Here is a 17,272-nt window from a genome sequence, read left to right on the forward strand (position 1 = left end):
ATCCTTATTCAGCTTGCTCGCATGGAGACACCAGGTCCTTGAGACCCTTGGAATTTCTGCGCCTCTTGACTCTAAGGTCAGGCAAGCCAATAGCGAATTCAACCCCCTCGTGAAAATAAATGTCTTGTAGCAAAGCCGATTGCTCACTTTTGCCCAGCATGCTGTCGGCCAGGCTTTGCATATGAGAATCCATATCATTATTATTGCTGGCTTCAACATTTCCGGACTTGGCCATGACCCGTAAACCCGCCAGCCTCACGCCCAGCTATCGCCTGGCCGTGGCTTCACGCAGCCTGGCGGCGTTGCTTGGCGGTTATCTGTTGGCGTCTACGGCCAGTTTCTGCGTGGCTGTGTCGCTGCCCATAGCGCCGGTCGACGCCACGCTGATCGGCCTGATGCTGTCGTTCGTGTTCTACGTGTTGGCCTTCATCGGTTGCTTTGCCTGCCGTGACGCTTGGCGGGCGTGGCTGGGTGTGTTGATACCGAGCCTGGTGCTCGGGCTGCTCGGCGCGCTGGTCCATTGGATGAAATTGTCATGAAAGACGGCTTTCGCCAGGCGATGGCCTGGCTGCATACCTGGACGGGCCTGCTGTTCGGCTGGTTGCTCTTTGCCATCTTCCTCACCGGCACCCTGTCGTATTTCAAGGAAGAAATCACCCACTGGATGCAGCCTGAGATAGGCCACTACGCACCCAACCCGCAAGCCGCGCTGGGCGCGGCGCAGCGCTATCTGCAAGGTCAGGCGCCCGCTTCGCAAAGCTGGTTCATCCGCCTGCCCAATGAGCGTGAAGCAGGGGTGAAGGTCGGGTACCGGGATGCGAGCGGAGGGCCTCGCGGCTTCGTCACCCAGACCCTCGATGCCAAGACGGGCGAGCCCGTCACGGCGCGCGACAGTCGCGGCGGGGAGTTCTTCTACCGGTTCCACTTCCAGCTGCAGATGCCTTATCCGTATGGCCGCTGGCTGTCGACATTCTGCGCTCTGATCATGCTGCTCGGCCTGGTCACCGGCATCATCACCCACAAGAAACTGTTCAAGGAGTTCTTCACCTTTCGCCCTGGCAAGGGCCAGCGCTCCTGGCTGGACGGCCACAACGCCATCGGCGTGCTGGTGCTGCCGTTTCACCTGATGATCAGCTACAGCAGCCTGGTGCTGTTCATGTACCTGGTCATGCCCGCAGGGCTGATGGCGCATTACGGTGATGACACCTCGAAGTACTTCAATGATTTGTTTGGGGCAGGGGAGGCGCCCAGGGCAGCTCAGGTCGCCGCGCCGCTTGCCCCACTGCCGGCGCTCTATGCCCAGGTCCAGGCGCTGCAACCGGGGGCGCGGGTGGGCAACATTCGGGTCGAGAACCCGGGCGACAGCAACGCACGGGTCACCTTCACCCAGTCTGCCGCCGACCACGTTGCCTATCGGCGCAGTGCCAACTGGACCTTCGACGGCGCCACAGGCGCGCTGCTCGAACAAGGCAAGCCCGAAAGTGGCGCCATGCTGACGGCATTCAGTTTTGCCGGGTTGCACATGGGCAATTTTGCCGGCCCTTGGCTGCGGTGGCTGTATTTCTGCTTCGGGCTGGCAGGCACTGCCGTGATCGGGACCGGCCTGGTGATGTGGTTGGACAAGCGCCAGCTCAAGCATGCCAAGGCCCCGCGCGTTCCGCGTGAGCTGCGTCTGGTGGAGGTGCTCAACATCGTCAGCATGAGCGGGCTGCTGTTAGCAGTGGCCAGCTTTTTCTGGGCTAACCGGCTGCTGCCGGCGGCGCTTGAAACCCGTGCCGACTGGGAGGTCAATGCGTTCTTCATGGCATGGGGCCTGGCGCTGGTGCACGCGATGGCGCGTAGCGGTCGCCGGGCCTGGGGCGAGCAGCTGGCGCTCGGGGCGCTGGCCTTCACGCTGTTGCCACTGCTCAATGCGCTGACGACCGCGCACGGGCTCAACCACGCCATCATCGATGGCGATTGGAGCATGGCTGGGTTCGATCTCACCGCATTGGGCTGCGGCCTGTTCCTGGCCTGGCTGGCAAGCAAGAAGCTGCGCCCTGCGCTGGCCTTGGCCAAGCCTTCCCGTTCACGCGCCAGCCAGGTTGGCCATGAAACGGCGCAGGTCCAGTGATGCTCGGTATCGCCCTGATCGCCTTCGCGGGGTTCGCCGCCTTGTCTCTGGCCATGCCCAAGCACTTCGAAGCGCTTTTGGGCCTCACGCCGGTCCCAGGACAACCGCGGCTGTTACGAGCGACCGGCTGGCTCATGCTGCTGGTCTCATTGGCCCTTGGCGTGCAGGCGCGGGGCTGGACTCACGGTCTTGTGGAGTGGACGGCCGTTGCGATGGCAGGTGTGACCTTGTGGGTGTTCGGGCTGGCGTACCTGCCTCGCTTGCTGGTCGGCATGGCCGCTGTCAGTGCATTGCTGGGGCCGTTGTTGGTCCTGTTAGCCGGATGATGCCATGAGCCCTACGACGCAGAACGACGGCTCAGAGGGTGAATCGAGCGCTCGTGCCCGCTTTATCCAAGTGTTCATGGCCCAGCGCGCGCGCATGGAGGCGCTGGTCAGTCGCCGGGTAGGTTGCCGAGCCACCGCGTCCGACTTGGTCCAGGAGCTGTTCCTGCGCTTCTGGGGGCGTGCGCAAGTGAAGGTCGAAGCCCTGGACACCTACTTGATGCGCTGCGCCGGCAACCTGGCCATCGATCACCTGCGCAGCGAAAGCAGCCGCCAGCGTGCTTTGGCCGATGTTTCACAGGGCAGCGTGCACCTTGTGAGCCAGACGCTGGAGCAGACCCTGGAGGTGGACGACGATCTGCAACGCATCGAAAACGCCTTGCGTGCGTTGCCCGAGCGTACCCGGCAAATCTTTCTGCTCAACCGTGTCCACGGCTGCACGTACAGCGAAATAGCACGCGCCATGCAACTGTCCCAAAGCGCTGTGGAAAAACATATGATGCGTGCCCTGCAAGCGTGCAAGGCCAGTGTCGCCCAGGCCGCGCCCATTCCACGACGACCACGGGGCACGCCGTGACCACCACGTTACTTGCTGTCACTCAGGCACAATCCGATGCCGCCCTGCAGTGGCTTGTACGCATCAACGGGCAGCCCGAGCAAGCCCGCAGTGCGGCGTTCAGGCGTTGGCTGCTGGCCGACCCGCGGCATCCGGTTGCGTACGAGCAGGCGCAGGCGCTGTGGAACCACAGCGCCCCCGCTGCGGCGACCCTGGCCGATGAAGACCGGCTGGCCCTGCAACATTACCTCGACCGGATGAGCCCGCCCGCTGTCAGGCGCCCCGGACGTTGGCGTGCAGGGGCGTTGGCCATGGCCGCTTGCCTGATCATGGCCATCGGCATGCTCGGTGGGTGGCAGCCCGGTCATTGGCTGCTGGACCTGCGTGCCGACTACAGCACGTCGGCCGACCGGCGCGAAGTGACCTTGCCAGACCACTCGGCGGTCACGCTGGACGCCCACAGTGCGGTTGCCGTGCAATTCGAAAACGGCCAGCGCCGCGTGCGGTTGCTGCACGGCGCTGCGTTCTTCAAGGTCACCCACACCGGCGAGCCCTTTGTGGTGCAGGCCGCCGATGGGCAGGTGCGAGTGCTGGGCACCGAGTTCGAAGTGCGCGAGCAGGGCGCCGCCACCCAGGTCACCGTCCGCGCCGGTCGCGTGGCGGTCAGCCCGTCCAAGGGGGCCGTGGCACGTGAGTTGATTGCCAATCAGCAGGTGAGCTACGGCGCGGGGCAGGTCAGCCATACGTTGTCGGTCGACAGCGAGCAGCACCTGGCATGGCGCGAGGGTTGGCTGACCTATTCCCAGGCGCCCCTGGCCCAGGTGGTTGAGGATCTGGGTCGCTATTACCCCGGCCACATCGTGCTGCTGAACGAGGCATTGGGGCGGCGTGAAGTCAGTGGCAGCTTCCCCATTGCCGAACCCTTGCAGGCGCTGGACTCACTGGGCGCAGTGCTCGGCTTTTCGCGTCAGACAGTGCTTGGTCGGTTCACGGTTATCCGTTGATTGCTGGTCGTTGACCACCCTATTTCATGCCCTCCAAAAAAACTTCCTACCGCAGGTGAGGTAACAGCACGCCATAACCGTGTAGTGCGTGAAAGTGCGATTCATTCGCACTCAATACCCCCTCTCAGGTCAGCGTCCATGAAGTCTACCTTGCGTTGCGTTCCCCTTTGGCTCGGTCTTGCAGTACTCCCGCCGTTCATCTACATCCAGGCGGCGAGTGCGGCGCAACGCGCGCAAGCTTATACCTTCGACCAACCTGCCCAGCCACTGCTCCAGGCCCTCGCCGCCTTCAGCCGCGTCACCGGGCAGAGCGTGGTCCATACCCTGACGCTGCCTGCCGTGCAAGCGCCTGCGCTGCACGGGGCCTTGAGCGCCGAGCAGGCGTTGCAGCGCTTGTTGGGTAATGCCGGGCTGACCTGGCAACGGGTCGATGCCCATACCTTCACCCTGCAGGCATTGGACACCGCCGGTGCCTTGAACCTGCAGGCCACCACCGTGACTTCGCAGCTCGACAGCTTGAGCTATCAGCCGCCGACCACCACCTCGATCATGCGCGGCCAGGGCCCCACCCAGGACATCCCCCAGGCGATCAACGTGGTGCCCGCCCAAGTGCTGCGCGATCAGGCGCCGCGCAACCTGGACGATGCCCTGGCCAATGTCAGCGGCATTACCCAAGGCAACAATTTCGGCGGTACCTCCGACACTGTCATGAAGCGGGGCTTTGGCGATAACCGCGACGGTTCGATCATGCGCGATGGCATGCCGTTGGTGCAGGGCCGCAGCCTCAGCGCCAGCACCGAGCGGGTCGAGGTGCTCAAGGGGCCGGCTTCGCTGTTGTACGGCATCCAGGATCCAGGCGGGGTGATCAACGTGGTCAGCAAGCGGCCCCAGCTGCAGGCCTACAACGCACTGACTGCACGCGGCTCGACCTACGGCGATGGCAAGAACGGCAGCGGTGGTGGTTTCGACAGCACCGGTGCGCTGGGCGACAGCAACTTGGCCTACCGCCTGATTGCCGACCACACGGACGAAGACTACTGGCGCAACTACGGCGTGCGCCGCGAGACACTGCTGGCCCCCTCGCTGGCCTGGCTGGGCGAGGATACCCAAGTAGTAGTGGCCTACGAGCACCGTGAATTTCTTTACCCGTTCGACCGCGGCACGGCCTTCGGCAACGACGGCCATCCGCTCAACATCCCGGCCACCCGGCGCCTGGATGAGCCGTTCAACGACATGCAGGGCCGCTCCGACCTCTACAGCCTGCAACTGGACCATCAGCTTGCCGACGACTGGAAGCTGCACCTGGGCTACAGCTTCAACCGGGAAACCTATGACGCCAGCCAGGTCCGCGTGACCGGGGTCAACCCGCGCACCGGCACACTGACGCGCAGCATCGATGGCACGCGCGGTGCCATGAGCCGAGACCAGTTCGTCACGGCGAGCCTGGCCGGCACAGTCCAGAAGGCAGGCCTGCAGCATGATCTGCTGGTGGGCCTGGACCATGAAGACCGCAAGGTGTACCGCGCCGACCTGATCCGCCAGACGCCGCGCACCCCCTTCAGCTACCTGAACCCTGTGTATGGGCGTGAAGTGGAGGGCAGCACAGTGCGCGCCTCCGACAGTGACCAGACCGACGAGCTGCGCACCGACGCCTTGTTCATGCAGGATGCGCTGCACCTGGACGATCACTGGATCCTGGTGGCCGGTGGGCGCTTCCAGCAATATGACCAGTACGCCGGTCGCGGGCGCCCGTTCAAGGCCAACACCGACATCAGCGGGCAAACCTGGGTCCCCCATGCGGGGGTGGTGTACAAGTTCGATGAACAGCTCTCGTTCTACGGCAGCTACAGCGAATCGTTCAAGCCCAACTCGACCATCGCACCACTGGCCGGCAACGTGGTGCTCGACGGCGCCATCGCCCCGGAAGAGAGCAAGTCGTGGGAGCTTGGGGCCAAGCTCGACGTACCAGGGCGCATCACCGGCACCTTGGCCTTGTTCGACATCACCAAGCGCAACGTTCTGGTGTCCAACTTCGATTCGAGCACCCGCGAGACGGTCTACAGCAATGCCGGTGAAGTGAACTCCCGGGGCGTCGAGCTGGACCTGACCGGCCAGTTGAGCGAGCGCTGGAGCCTGATCGGCAGCTACGCCTTCACCGATGCCAAGGTCACCCAGGACCCGGCCCTCAAGGGCAACCGCCTGCAGAACGTGGCGCGGCACGGCGCTTCGTTGTCCGCCGTCTACGATTTCGGCAGCCTGTTCGGTGGCGACAGCCTGCGCGCCGGTGCCGGGGCGCGTTATGTGGGCGAGCGTACCGGCAATGCCACCAACACCTTCGACCTGCCGTCCTACACGGTGGCCGACGCCTTCGCCAGCTACGAGACCCAGCTGGACGCGCACACCGTTCGCCTGCAACTGAACGTCAAGAACCTGTTCGACAAGGTGTACTACAGCTCGTCGGTCAACCAGTACTTCGTGGCGGTGGGCGATGCGCGGCAGGTGAGCGTATCGGGCACCTTCGAATTCTAGCGACCAGCCCTGCGGCCCAGGGCCTGGCGATACTCCCCAGGCGTGGCCGCCAGCACCTGGCGGAAGCGATTGCTGAAATGGCTGGCACTGGCGAACCCGCAGGCCAGGGCCACCTCGCCCAAGGGCGCATGGCCCAGCCGCAGCAGCAGGCACGCCCGGTGCAGGCGCCGGGCCAGCAGGTATTGGTGGGGGGGCAAGCCGAAGCTCACGCGAAACATGCGTGCGAAATGGTACTCGGACAGGTTGCAGCGCACGGCCAGCTCGCCCAGGGTAAGGGCATGCTCCAGGTGTGCTTCGATGTAGTCGACCAACTGCCGGCGCTGGCTGGGCGCCAGCCCGCCCTTCAGGCGCAGCCCCTTGCGCAGGCCCACTTGGCTGAGCAAGGCATGGTCGACGATCTCGTGGGCCAGGCTGCTGGCCAGCAAACGTTCGGCCGGCTCGTTCCAGTCAAGGCCTAACAGCTGGCGAAAGCGCAGGGCCTGCCTGGGGTCGTCCATGAAGGTCGCCTCCTGCAGTTGCAGCGCCCGCGGCTCCCGGTCGAGCAGGCGTATGCACCCCAGCGCGAACTGCGCCGGGCTCACATACAGGTGGGCCATGCGGATGGCCCCGTTGATCACCCAGTTCGATTCGTGCTCGGCCGGCAATACGCACAGCTTGTCCGGAGCACCCTTGTCGGCCGGGCGTTGGCGCCGAAAGGTGCCGGTACCGTCGGCCAGGTAGCAGGACAGGGTGTGGTGGCTGGGTGCCTGGTAGTCGCGGGCATCGTCGCGGTTGCGCCACAGCGCAGCCGCCAGCCCATCGCCCAGGTGCGCGCTGAGCTCCAGCCGGGCGTTGGGGGATGCATGCATGACATTGAACACTTGCAGCTGCGTGAATGGCGTCATCGGGGCCTACCTCTGCTGCACATGCTACTGCGGCCAAGGGCAGGTGACAGCGCCCTGATGCGCAAAAGCGCAAGTTTATGCAAGCAGGGCAGGGCTACCTGGCGAAACACTGGCGGTGCCCGTTACTCCAGGCATGCCTGCCTTGGCCGGGACACCTGTGGAAGGCCCAAAGGAAACACACCATGAACCTGTCGCTCTACCTGCTCACCGTGCTGATCTGGGGTACGACTTGGATTGCCCTGAAATTCCAGCTGGGTGGGGTCGCCATCCCCGTATCCATCGTCTATCGCTTTGCCTTGGCAGCACTGATCCTGTTTGCCATGCTGTTGCTCACCCGGCGCCTGCAGCCCATGGGTCGGCGCGGCCACCAGATCTGCCTGGCCCAGGGACTATGCCTGTTCTGCATCAACTTCATCTGCTTTCTCAGCGCCAGCCAATGGATCGCCAGCGGCCTCATTGCCGTGGTGTTCTCCACCGCCACCTTGTGGAACGCGATCAATGCCCGGCTGTTTTTTGGCCGTCAGGTGGCCCCGCATGTACTAGGCGGTGGCGCCTTGGGATTGCTGGGCCTGGGCCTGCTGTTCTGGCCGGAGCTGTCGCACCATGCAGCCAGCCGCCAAACCCTGTACGGCCTTGGTCTAGCGCTGCTTGGCACCTTGTGTTTTTCGGCAGGCAACATGCTTTCGAGTGTTCAGCAGGCGGCCGGGCTCAAGCCCATGACCACCAATGCCTGGGGCATGGCTTATGGGGCAGGCATGCTGGCAATTGCCTGCCTGGTGGGTGGGATTCCGTTCGAGATGGAGTGGAGCGCACGCTACGTGGGCTCATTGCTGTACCTGGCGGTGCCGGGCTCGGTGATCGCGTTCACCGCATACCTGACCTTGGTCGGGCGCATGGGGCCGGAGCGTGCGGCCTACTGCACGGTGCTTTTCCCGCTGGTGGCCCTGAACGTGTCGGCGGCCGTCGAAGGCTATCAATGGACGCCCACCGCCTTGCTTGGCCTGGTAGCGGTGATGGCGGGCAATGTGCTGGTGTTTCGCAAACCCAAGGCTGCGCGCGGCCCCGAGGTGCCTCGGCCTGCCTAGGCCTGTTCATGAAACAGGGCCGCATTGATTGCGGCCCGTGTCAGCTACGCCCGTGCTCAGCCTTTCCACACCTGAGGATTGACCAGGTCCCTGGGCCGTTCGCCCAGCAGCGCCGCGCGCAGGTTGTCGATGGCGCGGTTGGCCATGGCCTCACGCGTCTCGGCGGTGGCCGAACCAATGTGGGGCAGGGTCAGGGCATTGGGCAGGCTGAACAGCGGGGAGTCGGCCAGGGGTTCCTTTTCATACACGTCCAGGCCGGCACCGCGGATCGTGCCGTCCTGCAGGGCCTGGATCAGTGCCGCCTCGTCCACCACTGGCCCGCGGGCGATGTTGATCAAAAACGCCGAGGGCTTCATCAGCTTCAATTCGCGGGCGCCGATCAACTGGCGCGTGGCATCGGACAGCGGCACCACGATGCAGACGAAATCGGCTTCGCCCAGCAGTTGCTCGAGGCTACGCATCTGCGCACCCAATTCCTGCTCCAGGGCCGTCTTGCGGCTGTTGCCGCTGTAGATGACCGACATGTTGAAGCCAAGGCGACCCCGCCGGGCGATGGCCGCGCCGATGTTGCCCATGCCGACGATGCCCAGGGTCTTGCCATGCACGTCACTGCCGAAAAGCGCAGGCCCCACGCTGGCCTGCCAATGGCCGGCCTTGGTCCAGGCGTCGAGCTCCGCGGTTCGCCTGGCGCAGCCCATGATCAAGGAAAAGCCCAGGTCAGCCGTACTTTCAGTGAGCACGTCCGGCGTATTGGTCAGGGCGATGCCGCGCTCGTTGAAGTAGTCCAGATCGTAGTTGTCGTAGCCCACCGACACGCTGGACACCACTTCGAGCTTGCCGGCCCCTTCGAGCTGGGTACGCCCCAGCTTGCGGCCCACGCCAATCAGGCCGTGGGCATGCGGCAGGGCTTCGTTGAACTGCGCGTTGACGTCACCGCGTTTGGGATCGGGCATGATCACGGTGAAATCGTGCTGCAAGCGCTCGGCCATGGCCGGGGTGATCCGGCTGAAGGCAAGGACGGTCTTTTTCATCGTTCACCTGAAGGCAAAAGCCTGAAGCTACAGGTTGTGCGCAGCAGGCTGCAACCCTTGGCCCGGTGGTGGCTCAGTGCGCTTTCAAGTCGGCTTCATGGGCCGCGAGGATTTCCGGCAGCGAGTTACGCAGGTACTCCACCCACGTCTTGATCTTCGCGTCCAGGTACTGGCGCGACGGGTAGATGGCATACAGGTTCAGTTCCTGCAGCCGGTATTGCGGCAGGATTCGCACCAGGGTGCCGTTACGCAAGCCTTCGATGGCCGAATAGATCGGCAATACCCCCACCCCCATGCCACTGCGAATGGCTGTGCGCATCGCATCGGCCGTGTTGACCATGAACGGCGAGCTGGTGATGTTGACCATTTCCTGGCCTTCGGGGCCGTCAAACAGCCATTTTTCAAGCGGTATCACCGGGCTAACCATGCGCAGGCAGGCATGCTTGAGCAGATCGGCCGGTTTGTGCGGCACGCCATGACGGGCGATATAGGCCGGCGACGCGCAGACGATGCTGTAGGTGATGCCCAGCCGTTGCGACACGAAGCCTGAATCCGGCAGCTCGGTGGCCAGCACGATGGACACGTCGTAGCCCTCGTCGAGCAGGTCGGGTACACGGTTGGCCATGGTCAGGTCGAAGGTCACGTCCGGGTGCGATTCGCGGTAGCGGGCAATGGCATCGACCACGAAATGCTGGCCCACCCCGGTCATCGAGTGCACCTTCAACTGCCCGGCAGGGCGGGCATGGGCGTCGCTGGCCTCGGCCTCGGCTTCTTCGACGTAGGTCAGAATCTGTTCGCAGCGCATCAGGTAGCGCTTGCCGGCTTCGGTCAGCGCGATGCGGCGCGTGGTGCGGTTGAGCAGGCGTGTTTGCAGATGAGCTTCCAGGTTGGAGACGGCTCGCGAGACGTTCGCGGTGGTGGTATCCAACTGGCCCGCTGCGGCCGTGAAGCTGCCGAGCTGGGCCACGCAACTGAAGGCACGCATGTTTTGCAGGGTGTCCATGGGTCACTCTCGATGTAGAGGACAAAATTGTGTCACGAAGTCGCGCAACCAGGATGAAAAGTTGCCTTCGACCAAAGGCTGATTATCGCCGTTTCAGTAACAAAGATTCGCAGGAATCAGCGCTTATCGCCAGTGTGGCCGCCCCCTAGAATTGCCCAGCCCCTCCACCTCTTCCTCGGGATATCGCAGCTGTGCCGCGTTGCATCATCGGAACGCTTCAAGCGTTCAGTGCCTGTGCCCTTGCCCTCACCTTGAGCGGCTGTATCGGAACCTGGGGCATTGCCCCGCAGACCCAAACGCTGCAAGCCAACACCCTGAGCCCCAGTGCAGCCATCGAACAGGCCGCCACCGATGCCCACTGGCCGGACCAGCAATGGTGGCGCGCCTACCGCGACCCCCAGCTTGATCACTGGATAGCACTGGCGCTGGCCGCCAACCCTAGCCTTGCCATCGCCGCAGCACGGGTGCGTCAAGCGCGTGCCCTGGCTGGCCTTGCCGAGTCGGCCGAACACCTGCAAGGCAACGGTCAGGCGACGCTCAACCGGCACAACTGGCCTGACGACCCCTTCTATGGCCCTGGCGACTTGTCCGGTGCCACCACCTGGGATAACAACGCAACCCTTGGCTTGAGCTACGCCCTCGATCTCTGGGGGCGCGAGCGCAATGCCAGCGAGCAGGCCGTGGACCAGGCCCATCGACAGGTAGCAGAGGCCAGGCAGGCCCAGTTGGAGCTGCAGCACACGGTAGTGAGCGTGTACATCGAGCTGAGCCTGCATTACGCCCGGCGCGACATCATCAAGGCTCAACTGGCGCAGCAAGAGCAGATCCTGGACCTGGCCCAGCGTCGCCTGGACGCGGGCATCGGCACCCATCTGGAGGTCAGCCAGGCCCAGGCGCCGCTGCCGGAAACCCATCGCCAGCTCGACAGCCTGGACGAGGCTATCGTCCTGGCCACCCATCAAATGGCCGCCCTGGCGGGCAAGGGGCCAGGGGAGGGCGCGCAGCTGCAGCGCCCCAGCCTGACCCTTGCCACACCGCTGACGCTGCCCTCCAGGCTACCCGCCGAACTGGTCGGCCAGCGCCCCGATGTGGTCGCCAGCCGCTGGCAGGTCGCTGCCCAGGCGCGTGGGATCGACATGGCCCACGCCGGCTTCTTCCCCAACGTGGACCTGGTCGGCAGCCTGGGTTTCGTCGCCACCGGCGGCGGCCCGCTGGCGTTTCTCACCGGGCGCAAGTTCAACTACACCGTCGGCCCGGCCGTCACCCTGCCGATCTTCGATGGCGGGCGTCTGCGCGCGCAACTGGGGGCCGCCGCCGCCGACTATGATGTGGCCGTGGCGCGCTACAACCAGACGGTGATCGGCGCGCTCAAGGACATCTCCGATCAGTTGGTGCGTCGCGAATCGATGCAGGCGCAGGCGCACTTCGCGGCCGAGTCGGTCGCCGCCGCGCAGAAAACCTACGACATCGCCATGGTCGCCTACCAGCGGGGCCTTACCGACTACCTGAACGTGCTCAACGCGCAAACGCTGCTGTTTCGTCAGCAACAGGTTCAGCAGCAGGTGCAGGCCGCGCGCCTGATCGCCCACGCCGCCCTGGTGACGGCGCTGGGCGGCGGTCTGCAAGCCGGCTCGGATGTACCGGACCAAGAGCGCCAGGCGCCGCCAGCCACGCCGGCAACCCTCGCCATTCTCAACGCCAAGCCGAGAGCACGCCCATGAGCACATGGGGTTTACCCCTGCGCTGGTCGCAGAGCCTGCAATGGCGGCGCGGTTTCCATGCCTGGGTGCGGACCGATGGTGTCACCTGGGTGTACATCTTCAAGGTGCTGGCTGCAGCCTTCATCACCTTGTGGCTGGCCATGCGCCTGGAGTTGCCGCAGCCGCGTACCGCCATGATCACGGTGTTCATCGTCATGCAGCCGCAAAGCGGGCATGTGTTCGCCAAGAGCTTCTACCGGGTGCTGGGCACCCTGGCCGGCTCTGTGATGATGGTCGCATTGATGGCCGTCTTCCCGCAGAACACCGAACTGTTTCTGCCCAGCCTGGCCGTCTGGGTGGGCCTGTGCTCGGCAGGCGCCATGCGCTACCGCACCTTCCAGGCGTATGGCTTCGTGCTGGCCGGCTACACCGCGGCGATGATCGGCCTGCCGGTGTTGCAGCACCCCGACCAGGCATTCATGGCCGCGGTCTGGCGAGTGCTGGAGATTGCCCTGGGCATCCTGGTGTCCACCTTCGTCAGCGCCGCCATCCTGCCGCAGTCGGCCAGTGCCGCCATGCGCAACGCCCTGTACCAGCGCTTTGGCGCGTTCGCGGCGGTAGTCGTCGAAGCCTTGCGCGGCGACAGTCAGCGTGAGCGTTTCGAAAGCAGCAATGTGCGCTTCGTGGCCGAGGCGGTGGGGTTGGAAAGCCTGCGCAACGTGACTGCCTTCGAGGACCCGCACATGCGTCGGCGCAGTGGCCGGCTGGTGCGCATGAACAGCGAATTCATGGCCATCACCACCCGCTTCAACGCCCTGCACCGTCTGATCGAGCGGCTTCGCGCACGCGGGCCTGTGCAGATCGTCAGCGCCATCGAGCCCGGCCTGCACACCCTCGTCGCCCTGCTCGAACCCTACGTGGGGCGCGCGCTGACCGACGCCGACGCCTTGCGCCTGACCCTAGAGCTCGGTGCCTACCGCGAAGGGTTGCAGGCCCAGGTCCGCAGCTTGCGCGCCGACTACCTGGCCACCGCGCCCGGCGAAGCCGACCTGCTGGACTTCCACACCGCCTTCGAGTTGCTTTACCGCTTCGTGGACGAAATGTACAGCTACGCCGAAACCCACGCCTCCCTGGCCGTGCACAACCACGCGCGGGAGCAGTGGGACGAACCCTACGTGGCACAGACCAGTACGCTGGTATGCCTGGCAGCCGGGCTGCGTTCGGCGGCGGTGCTGTTGCTGCTGGGCAGCTACTGGCTGATCAGCGACTGGCCAAGCGGCGCCATGATGACCTTGATCGCCACGGTCACCGCCGGGCTGTCGGCGGCCTCGCCCAACCCCAAGCGGCTGTCGTTCCAGATGGCCTGCGGCACGGCGATCGGCGCGGTGGTCGGTTTTTTCGAAACCTTCTTCGTGTTTCCCTGGATCGACGGCTTCCCTTTGCTGTGCATGGTCCTGGCGCCGGTGTTCGTGCTGGGTGCGTTTCTCTCGTCGCGCCCGGCCTACTCGGGCTACGGCATTGGCCTGCTGGTGTTTTTCGCCATTGGCTCGGTGCCCAACAACCTGACGGTGTATGACCCGTACAGCTTCATCAACGACTACATCGCCATGGTCGTCGGCATGTTCGTGTGCGCGGCTGCCGGGGCGATCATCCTGCCACCCAATAGCCGCTGGTTGTGGAGCCGGCTGGAGCAGGCCTTGCGTGAACAAGTGCTGTTTGCCATCAGCGGGCGCCTGCGCGGCATCGGCACGGCTTTCGAAAGCCGCACGCGCGACTTGCTGCACCAGGCCTATGGCCTGGCGGCCGGCAAGCCCCAGGTGCAAAGCCAGTTGATGGGCTGGATGTTCAGCGTGCTGGAAATTGGCCATGCGGTGATCGAGCTGCGCAAGGAGCAGGCGCGGGCCCCCGTGCACCCGGCCTATGCCGAGTCCCAGCCGTGGCGCCAGGCTATCCGGGTCATGGGCCGTGCCCTGGCGCGCCTGTTCCTGCAGCCCAGCGTCGGGAATCATGAGCGTGCCCTGGTGGCGGTGGACCATGCCATTTCCCGGGTCCAGGCCACCGACGAGCCGTTTGCGCGGCACTTCGACACGTCAGTGCTACGCCGTGTGCAGAGCTACCTGCACTTCATCCGCTCGTCCTTGCTCGACCCCCACTCACCGCTTGCGCCACCCAAAGGGTTGCCCCATGCCTCGTGAAATCGCCTTCCACGGCGTGTACATGCCCACCCTGACCCTGATGTTCCTGTTTGCGCTAGGCCTGGCCTGGGGGCTTGACCGGTTCATTGCCAGCGTTGATGGCTACCGTTTCTTCTGGCACCCGGCGCTGCTGCGCCTGAGCCTGTTCGTCTGCCTGTTCGGCGCCCTGGCGCTGTCGCTCTACTGGTGAGAATCCTTCGATGAAAAAGTTCTTCAGCCTTGTCGCCACGTTGCTGGTCCTGACGGCCGCCGTGGTGATCGGTCGTCAGCTGTGGTTGCATTACATGACCACCCCCTGGACCCGGGATGGCCGGGTACGCGCCGACATCATCAACGTGGCGGCCGATGTGCCTGGCTACGTGGTCGATGTGCCGGTCAAGGACAACCAGCGGGTCAGCAAGGGCGACCTGTTGATCCAGATCGACCCGGAACACTACCGCTTGGCGGTCGAACAGGCCAAGGCCCTGGTCGCCGCCCGCAAGGCCACCTGGGAGATGCGCCGGGTCAATGCCAGGCGCCGTGCCGACCTGGACAACCTGGTGATCTCCAAGGAAAACCGCGACGATGCCAGCAACATTGCCAGCGCTGCTCTGGCCGACTACCAGCAGGCCCAGGCGGCCCTGGCGGCCGCCGAATTGAACCTCAAACGTACCCGGATCGTGGCCACGGTCGATGGCTATGTGACCAACCTGAACGTTCACAAGGGCGATTACGCACGCACCGGCGAGGCGGTGATGGCGGTGGTCGATGAGGCGTCATTCTGGGTGTACGGGTTTTTTGAAGAAACCAAGTTGCCCCATGTGAAGGTAGGCGACCCTGCCGAACTGCAGATGATGAGCGGGGAACGCTTGCAGGGCCATGTGGAGAGCATCGCCCGGGGTATCTACGACCGCGACAACCCCCAGAGCCGCGAGCTGATTGCCGATGTGAACCCCACCTTCAACTGGGTGCGCCTGGCCCAGCGGGTGCCGGTGCGCATCCATATCGACCAGGTGCCCGAAGGCTTCTTCCTGGCAGCGGGGACTACCTGTACGGTGGTGGTCGATCCGCAGTGAAGCACTCGGCGGCCTGACACTGCGGCACGTTACCCCTGTAGGAGCGGCCTCGTGCCGCGATGGGCCGCGCAGCGGCCCCAAGATTTCAGCTTCGCAGCAAATATCCCTGGGGCCGCTGCGCGGCCCATCGCGGTACAAGACCGCTCCTACAGGTCCCGCATTCACCTGATGTTCAGCTTCTCAAGCGCTACGTTCAGCCGGCACCTACCAGCACCGGCACCTGGACCTGATCGATCACCTTGGCACTGATCGAGGGGTCCAGCAGTCGCCCCAGCCGCGACAGATGACGGTGCCCCATGATGATCAGTTCACATTCCAGTGCCTGGGCCCTGGCCACGATGACCTCCACAGGCTGACCGGCCACCATGCAGCCCTGGCAGGTGAAACCTGCCTGCTGCAAGGCACGGACCGCCTCGCCCAGGGCATGATCGGCCTGTTGCTGTTCCTCGCACGCGGCAGGGTACTGCGCTTGTTCGTCGGCCGTGTAGGGCGCCGGTTGTTCGTGCACGGCAAAGGTGGCATCGATGGCCAGCAGTACATGCAAGGTATGGTCTTCAGGACGACACCAGTGGCAGGCCAGGGCGAGCAGCGCTTGAGTGGCAGGGGAGGCGTCGATGGCAATGAGCACGGGGCTGGGCATGCGGGATCCTTTATCGTCAGTGGTGGCTAGTCTGCCGGCATGGGGCCGAACCTGCTGCTGCCATTCTCGACCTCAGCTGGGCTGCGAATAAAGGCCCTGCCACGCACGAGCACATTGCGTCGGGCGCAATCGAGCAACCTGCTAACATCGCCGTTTCCCAACGTCGTCTCGGAAAACGGCCATGCAACTCCCTGACATGAACCTGCTGGTCGCCCTCGACGTGCTGCTCGATGAAGGCAGCGTGGTAGGCGCGGCACAACGCATGAACCTCAGCCCAGCCGCCATGAGCCGCACGCTGGGGCGCATACGCGAGGCCATGGGCGACCCCATCCTGGTGCGCGCCGGTCGCGGGCTGGTGCCAACGCCACGGGCCCTGGCCCTGCGCGAGCAGGTGCATGGCCTGGTTGAGCAGGCCGGGCAGGTGTTTCGCAGCCGTGAAGGCGTCGACCTGTCCAAGCTGCACCGTGCCTTCAACGTGCGTACCAACGATTTGTTCATCGCCCTCTACGGGGCCAAGCTGCTGCGCATGATGCTGGCCGACGCGCCCAATACCGTGCTGCGCTTCGTGCCCGAAGGCAGCAGTGACGACGATGCCATGTTGCGCAACGGCCACATCGACCTGATCGTCAGCTCCTCCGTGGAGCTGGGGCCGGAGATCAAGGTGCAGAGTTTGTTCAGCACCTATTTCGTCGGCTTGGCGCGCATGGAACATCCGATCTTCGACCAGGACATCACCCCACAACGCTTCGCCGCGTTCCCACAGATCAGCGTGTCGCGTCGCGGCCGTGCCAACGGTCCGATCGATGTGGCCCTGGCCAACCATCGGGTGGAGCGCCGGGTGGCGCTGATCACCACCAGCTTTCACTCGGCGATGTTCTCGTTACCCGATTCGGACCTGATCCTGCCGATTCCGGCCAACATCCTGAACAGTGTCCAGCGTCTGAAGCTGCCCCTGCGCGCCTTCGAGATTCCCGTACCGCTTGAAAAAGTGAACGTGATGCAGGCCTGGCACCCACGTTTCGACAACGACCCGGCCCACCAGTGGCTGCGTCAGACGATCAAGGCGTGTACCCGAAGCGATCCCTGAACAGGCCATCGTTGCGTTTGGCGCAATATAAAACTGCTAATAATTCAGTTTTCGTCAGCATTTACCC

The 17,272-nt window shown here is 64.4% G+C and carries 17 protein-coding genes; 12 read left to right on the plus strand and 5 right to left on the minus strand.

Annotated features, from left to right (window positions below):
• Positions 1-4 precede the first annotated feature (4 nt).
• The gene (locus tag ACF8GB_RS15175) at positions 5-235 is read right to left on the minus strand and encodes a hypothetical protein (protein ID WP_392475682.1); all 231 of its coding nucleotides are present in this window, start codon (positions 233-235) and stop codon (positions 5-7) included.
• On the opposite strand from ACF8GB_RS15175, the gene ACF8GB_RS15180 reads away from it, so the two are divergent.
• The 6 genes from ACF8GB_RS15180 (at position 234) to ACF8GB_RS15205 (ending at position 6,525) form a co-directional block, all read left to right on the plus strand.
• Positions 234-539 carry a DUF3649 domain-containing protein gene (locus tag ACF8GB_RS15180; protein WP_058604892.1) on the plus strand — a complete coding sequence of 102 codons (306 nt, stop codon included), beginning with the start codon at positions 234-236 and terminating at the stop codon, positions 537-539. The genes ACF8GB_RS15175 and ACF8GB_RS15180 overlap by 2 nt on opposite strands.
• A complete protein-coding gene (locus ACF8GB_RS15185) occupies positions 536-2,113 on the plus strand; it encodes a PepSY-associated TM helix domain-containing protein (RefSeq protein WP_392527276.1) in 1,578 nt (525 codons plus the stop codon). Before ACF8GB_RS15180 ends, ACF8GB_RS15185 begins: the two co-directional genes overlap by 4 nt.
• Positions 2,113-2,439 carry a DUF3325 domain-containing protein gene (locus tag ACF8GB_RS15190; protein WP_326383618.1) on the plus strand — a complete coding sequence of 109 codons (327 nt, stop codon included), beginning with the start codon at positions 2,113-2,115 and terminating at the stop codon, positions 2,437-2,439. Before ACF8GB_RS15185 ends, ACF8GB_RS15190 begins: the two co-directional genes overlap by 1 nt.
• Before the next feature lie 4 nt (positions 2,440-2,443).
• The gene (locus tag ACF8GB_RS15195; protein WP_196186409.1) at positions 2,444-3,013 is read left to right on the plus strand and encodes an RNA polymerase sigma factor; all 570 of its coding nucleotides are present in this window, start codon (positions 2,444-2,446) and stop codon (positions 3,011-3,013) included.
• A complete protein-coding gene (locus ACF8GB_RS15200; protein ID WP_326383619.1) occupies positions 3,010-3,996 on the plus strand; it encodes a FecR family protein in 987 nt (328 codons plus the stop codon). The genes ACF8GB_RS15195 and ACF8GB_RS15200 overlap by 4 nt, the downstream gene beginning before the upstream one ends.
• A gap of 138 nt (positions 3,997-4,134) precedes the next feature.
• Positions 4,135-6,525 (plus strand): TonB-dependent siderophore receptor, encoded by a 2,391-nt coding sequence (locus ACF8GB_RS15205; protein ID WP_392527277.1) that lies wholly within the window; start codon positions 4,135-4,137, stop codon positions 6,523-6,525.
• On the opposite strand, the gene ACF8GB_RS15210 is transcribed toward ACF8GB_RS15205, so the two are convergent.
• A complete protein-coding gene (locus ACF8GB_RS15210) occupies positions 6,522-7,409 on the minus strand; it encodes a helix-turn-helix domain-containing protein (protein WP_392527278.1) in 888 nt (295 codons plus the stop codon). The two genes, ACF8GB_RS15205 and ACF8GB_RS15210, sit on opposite strands and share 4 nt — an antisense overlap.
• Positions 7,410-7,591: 182 nt before the next feature.
• On the opposite strand from ACF8GB_RS15210, the gene ACF8GB_RS15215 reads away from it, so the two are divergent.
• The gene (locus tag ACF8GB_RS15215; RefSeq protein WP_058637189.1) at positions 7,592-8,494 is read left to right on the plus strand and encodes a DMT family transporter; all 903 of its coding nucleotides are present in this window, start codon (positions 7,592-7,594) and stop codon (positions 8,492-8,494) included.
• A gap of 56 nt (positions 8,495-8,550) precedes the next feature.
• Here ACF8GB_RS15215 and ACF8GB_RS15220 read toward each other — a convergent pair whose 3' ends face one another.
• Positions 8,551-9,525 carry a D-glycerate dehydrogenase gene (locus ACF8GB_RS15220; RefSeq protein ID WP_058637188.1) on the minus strand — a complete coding sequence of 325 codons (975 nt, stop codon included), beginning with the start codon at positions 9,523-9,525 and terminating at the stop codon, positions 8,551-8,553.
• A 73-nt stretch (positions 9,526-9,598) separates the two neighbouring features.
• Positions 9,599-10,528, minus strand: a complete 930-nt coding sequence (locus ACF8GB_RS15225; protein ID WP_058604901.1) for a LysR family transcriptional regulator — start codon at positions 10,526-10,528, stop codon at positions 9,599-9,601.
• Positions 10,529-10,719: 191 nt separating this feature from the next.
• Between ACF8GB_RS15225 and ACF8GB_RS15230 the strand changes: the two genes are divergently transcribed.
• The 4 genes from ACF8GB_RS15230 to ACF8GB_RS15245 are packed head-to-tail and all read left to right on the plus strand — an operon-like array spanning position 10,720 to position 15,478.
• On the plus strand, positions 10,720-12,249 hold the full coding sequence (locus ACF8GB_RS15230; RefSeq protein WP_392527279.1) for an efflux transporter outer membrane subunit: 1,530 nt from the start codon (positions 10,720-10,722) through the stop codon (positions 12,247-12,249).
• Complete coding sequence (locus tag ACF8GB_RS15235; protein ID WP_325942535.1) at positions 12,246-14,423, plus strand: FUSC family protein; 2,178 nt, start codon at positions 12,246-12,248, stop codon at positions 14,421-14,423. Before ACF8GB_RS15230 ends, ACF8GB_RS15235 begins: the two co-directional genes overlap by 4 nt.
• A complete protein-coding gene (locus ACF8GB_RS15240; RefSeq protein ID WP_023534307.1) occupies positions 14,413-14,613 on the plus strand; it encodes a DUF1656 domain-containing protein in 201 nt (66 codons plus the stop codon). The genes ACF8GB_RS15235 and ACF8GB_RS15240 overlap by 11 nt, the downstream gene beginning before the upstream one ends.
• Positions 14,614-14,623: 10 nt before the next feature.
• Positions 14,624-15,478, plus strand: coding sequence for an HlyD family secretion protein (locus tag ACF8GB_RS15245; protein ID WP_058604904.1), 855 nt, complete (start codon positions 14,624-14,626; stop codon positions 15,476-15,478).
• 193 nt (positions 15,479-15,671) lie between these two features.
• Here ACF8GB_RS15245 and ACF8GB_RS15250 read toward each other — a convergent pair whose 3' ends face one another.
• On the minus strand, positions 15,672-16,118 hold the full coding sequence (locus ACF8GB_RS15250) for a universal stress protein (RefSeq protein ID WP_392527280.1): 447 nt from the start codon (positions 16,116-16,118) through the stop codon (positions 15,672-15,674).
• 181 nt (positions 16,119-16,299) lie between these two features.
• Here ACF8GB_RS15250 and ACF8GB_RS15255 point away from each other — a divergent pair, with 181 nt between their 5' ends.
• Positions 16,300-17,205, plus strand: a complete 906-nt coding sequence (locus ACF8GB_RS15255) for a LysR family transcriptional regulator (protein ID WP_392527281.1) — start codon at positions 16,300-16,302, stop codon at positions 17,203-17,205.
• Positions 17,206-17,272: the final 67 nt, after the last annotated feature.

Origin of the sequence: Pseudomonas sp. xss_4, assembly GCF_043104125.1 — a bacterium.
Taxonomy (GTDB): domain Bacteria; phylum Pseudomonadota; class Gammaproteobacteria; order Pseudomonadales; family Pseudomonadaceae; genus Aquipseudomonas; species Aquipseudomonas parafulva_B.

Bases quoted from the DNA above. Each gene is read 5' to 3' on its own strand.
- ACF8GB_RS15180 (WP_058604892.1), top strand. From the start codon at position 234: ATGACCCGTAAACCCGCCAGCCTCACGCCCAGCTATCGCCTGGCCGTG.
- ACF8GB_RS15175 (WP_392475682.1), bottom strand. From the start codon at position 235: ATGGCCAAGTCCGGAAATGTTGAAGCCAGCAATAATAATGATATGGAT.
- ACF8GB_RS15185 (WP_392527276.1), top strand. From the start codon at position 536: ATGAAAGACGGCTTTCGCCAGGCGATGGCCTGGCTGCATACCTGGACG.
- ACF8GB_RS15190 (WP_326383618.1), top strand. From the start codon at position 2,113: ATGCTCGGTATCGCCCTGATCGCCTTCGCGGGGTTCGCCGCCTTGTCT.
- ACF8GB_RS15195 (WP_196186409.1), top strand. From the start codon at position 2,444: ATGAGCCCTACGACGCAGAACGACGGCTCAGAGGGTGAATCGAGCGCT.
- ACF8GB_RS15205 (WP_392527277.1), top strand. From the start codon at position 4,135: ATGAAGTCTACCTTGCGTTGCGTTCCCCTTTGGCTCGGTCTTGCAGTA.
- ACF8GB_RS15210 (WP_392527278.1), bottom strand. From the start codon at position 7,409: ATGACGCCATTCACGCAGCTGCAAGTGTTCAATGTCATGCATGCATCC.
- ACF8GB_RS15215 (WP_058637189.1), top strand. From the start codon at position 7,592: ATGAACCTGTCGCTCTACCTGCTCACCGTGCTGATCTGGGGTACGACT.
- ACF8GB_RS15220 (WP_058637188.1), bottom strand. From the start codon at position 9,525: ATGAAAAAGACCGTCCTTGCCTTCAGCCGGATCACCCCGGCCATGGCC.
- ACF8GB_RS15225 (WP_058604901.1), bottom strand. From the start codon at position 10,528: ATGGACACCCTGCAAAACATGCGTGCCTTCAGTTGCGTGGCCCAGCTC.
- ACF8GB_RS15235 (WP_325942535.1), top strand. From the start codon at position 12,246: ATGAGCACATGGGGTTTACCCCTGCGCTGGTCGCAGAGCCTGCAATGG.
- ACF8GB_RS15240 (WP_023534307.1), top strand. From the start codon at position 14,413: ATGCCTCGTGAAATCGCCTTCCACGGCGTGTACATGCCCACCCTGACC.
- ACF8GB_RS15245 (WP_058604904.1), top strand. From the start codon at position 14,624: ATGAAAAAGTTCTTCAGCCTTGTCGCCACGTTGCTGGTCCTGACGGCC.
- ACF8GB_RS15250 (WP_392527280.1), bottom strand. From the start codon at position 16,118: ATGCCCAGCCCCGTGCTCATTGCCATCGACGCCTCCCCTGCCACTCAA.
- ACF8GB_RS15255 (WP_392527281.1), top strand. From the start codon at position 16,300: ATGCAACTCCCTGACATGAACCTGCTGGTCGCCCTCGACGTGCTGCTC.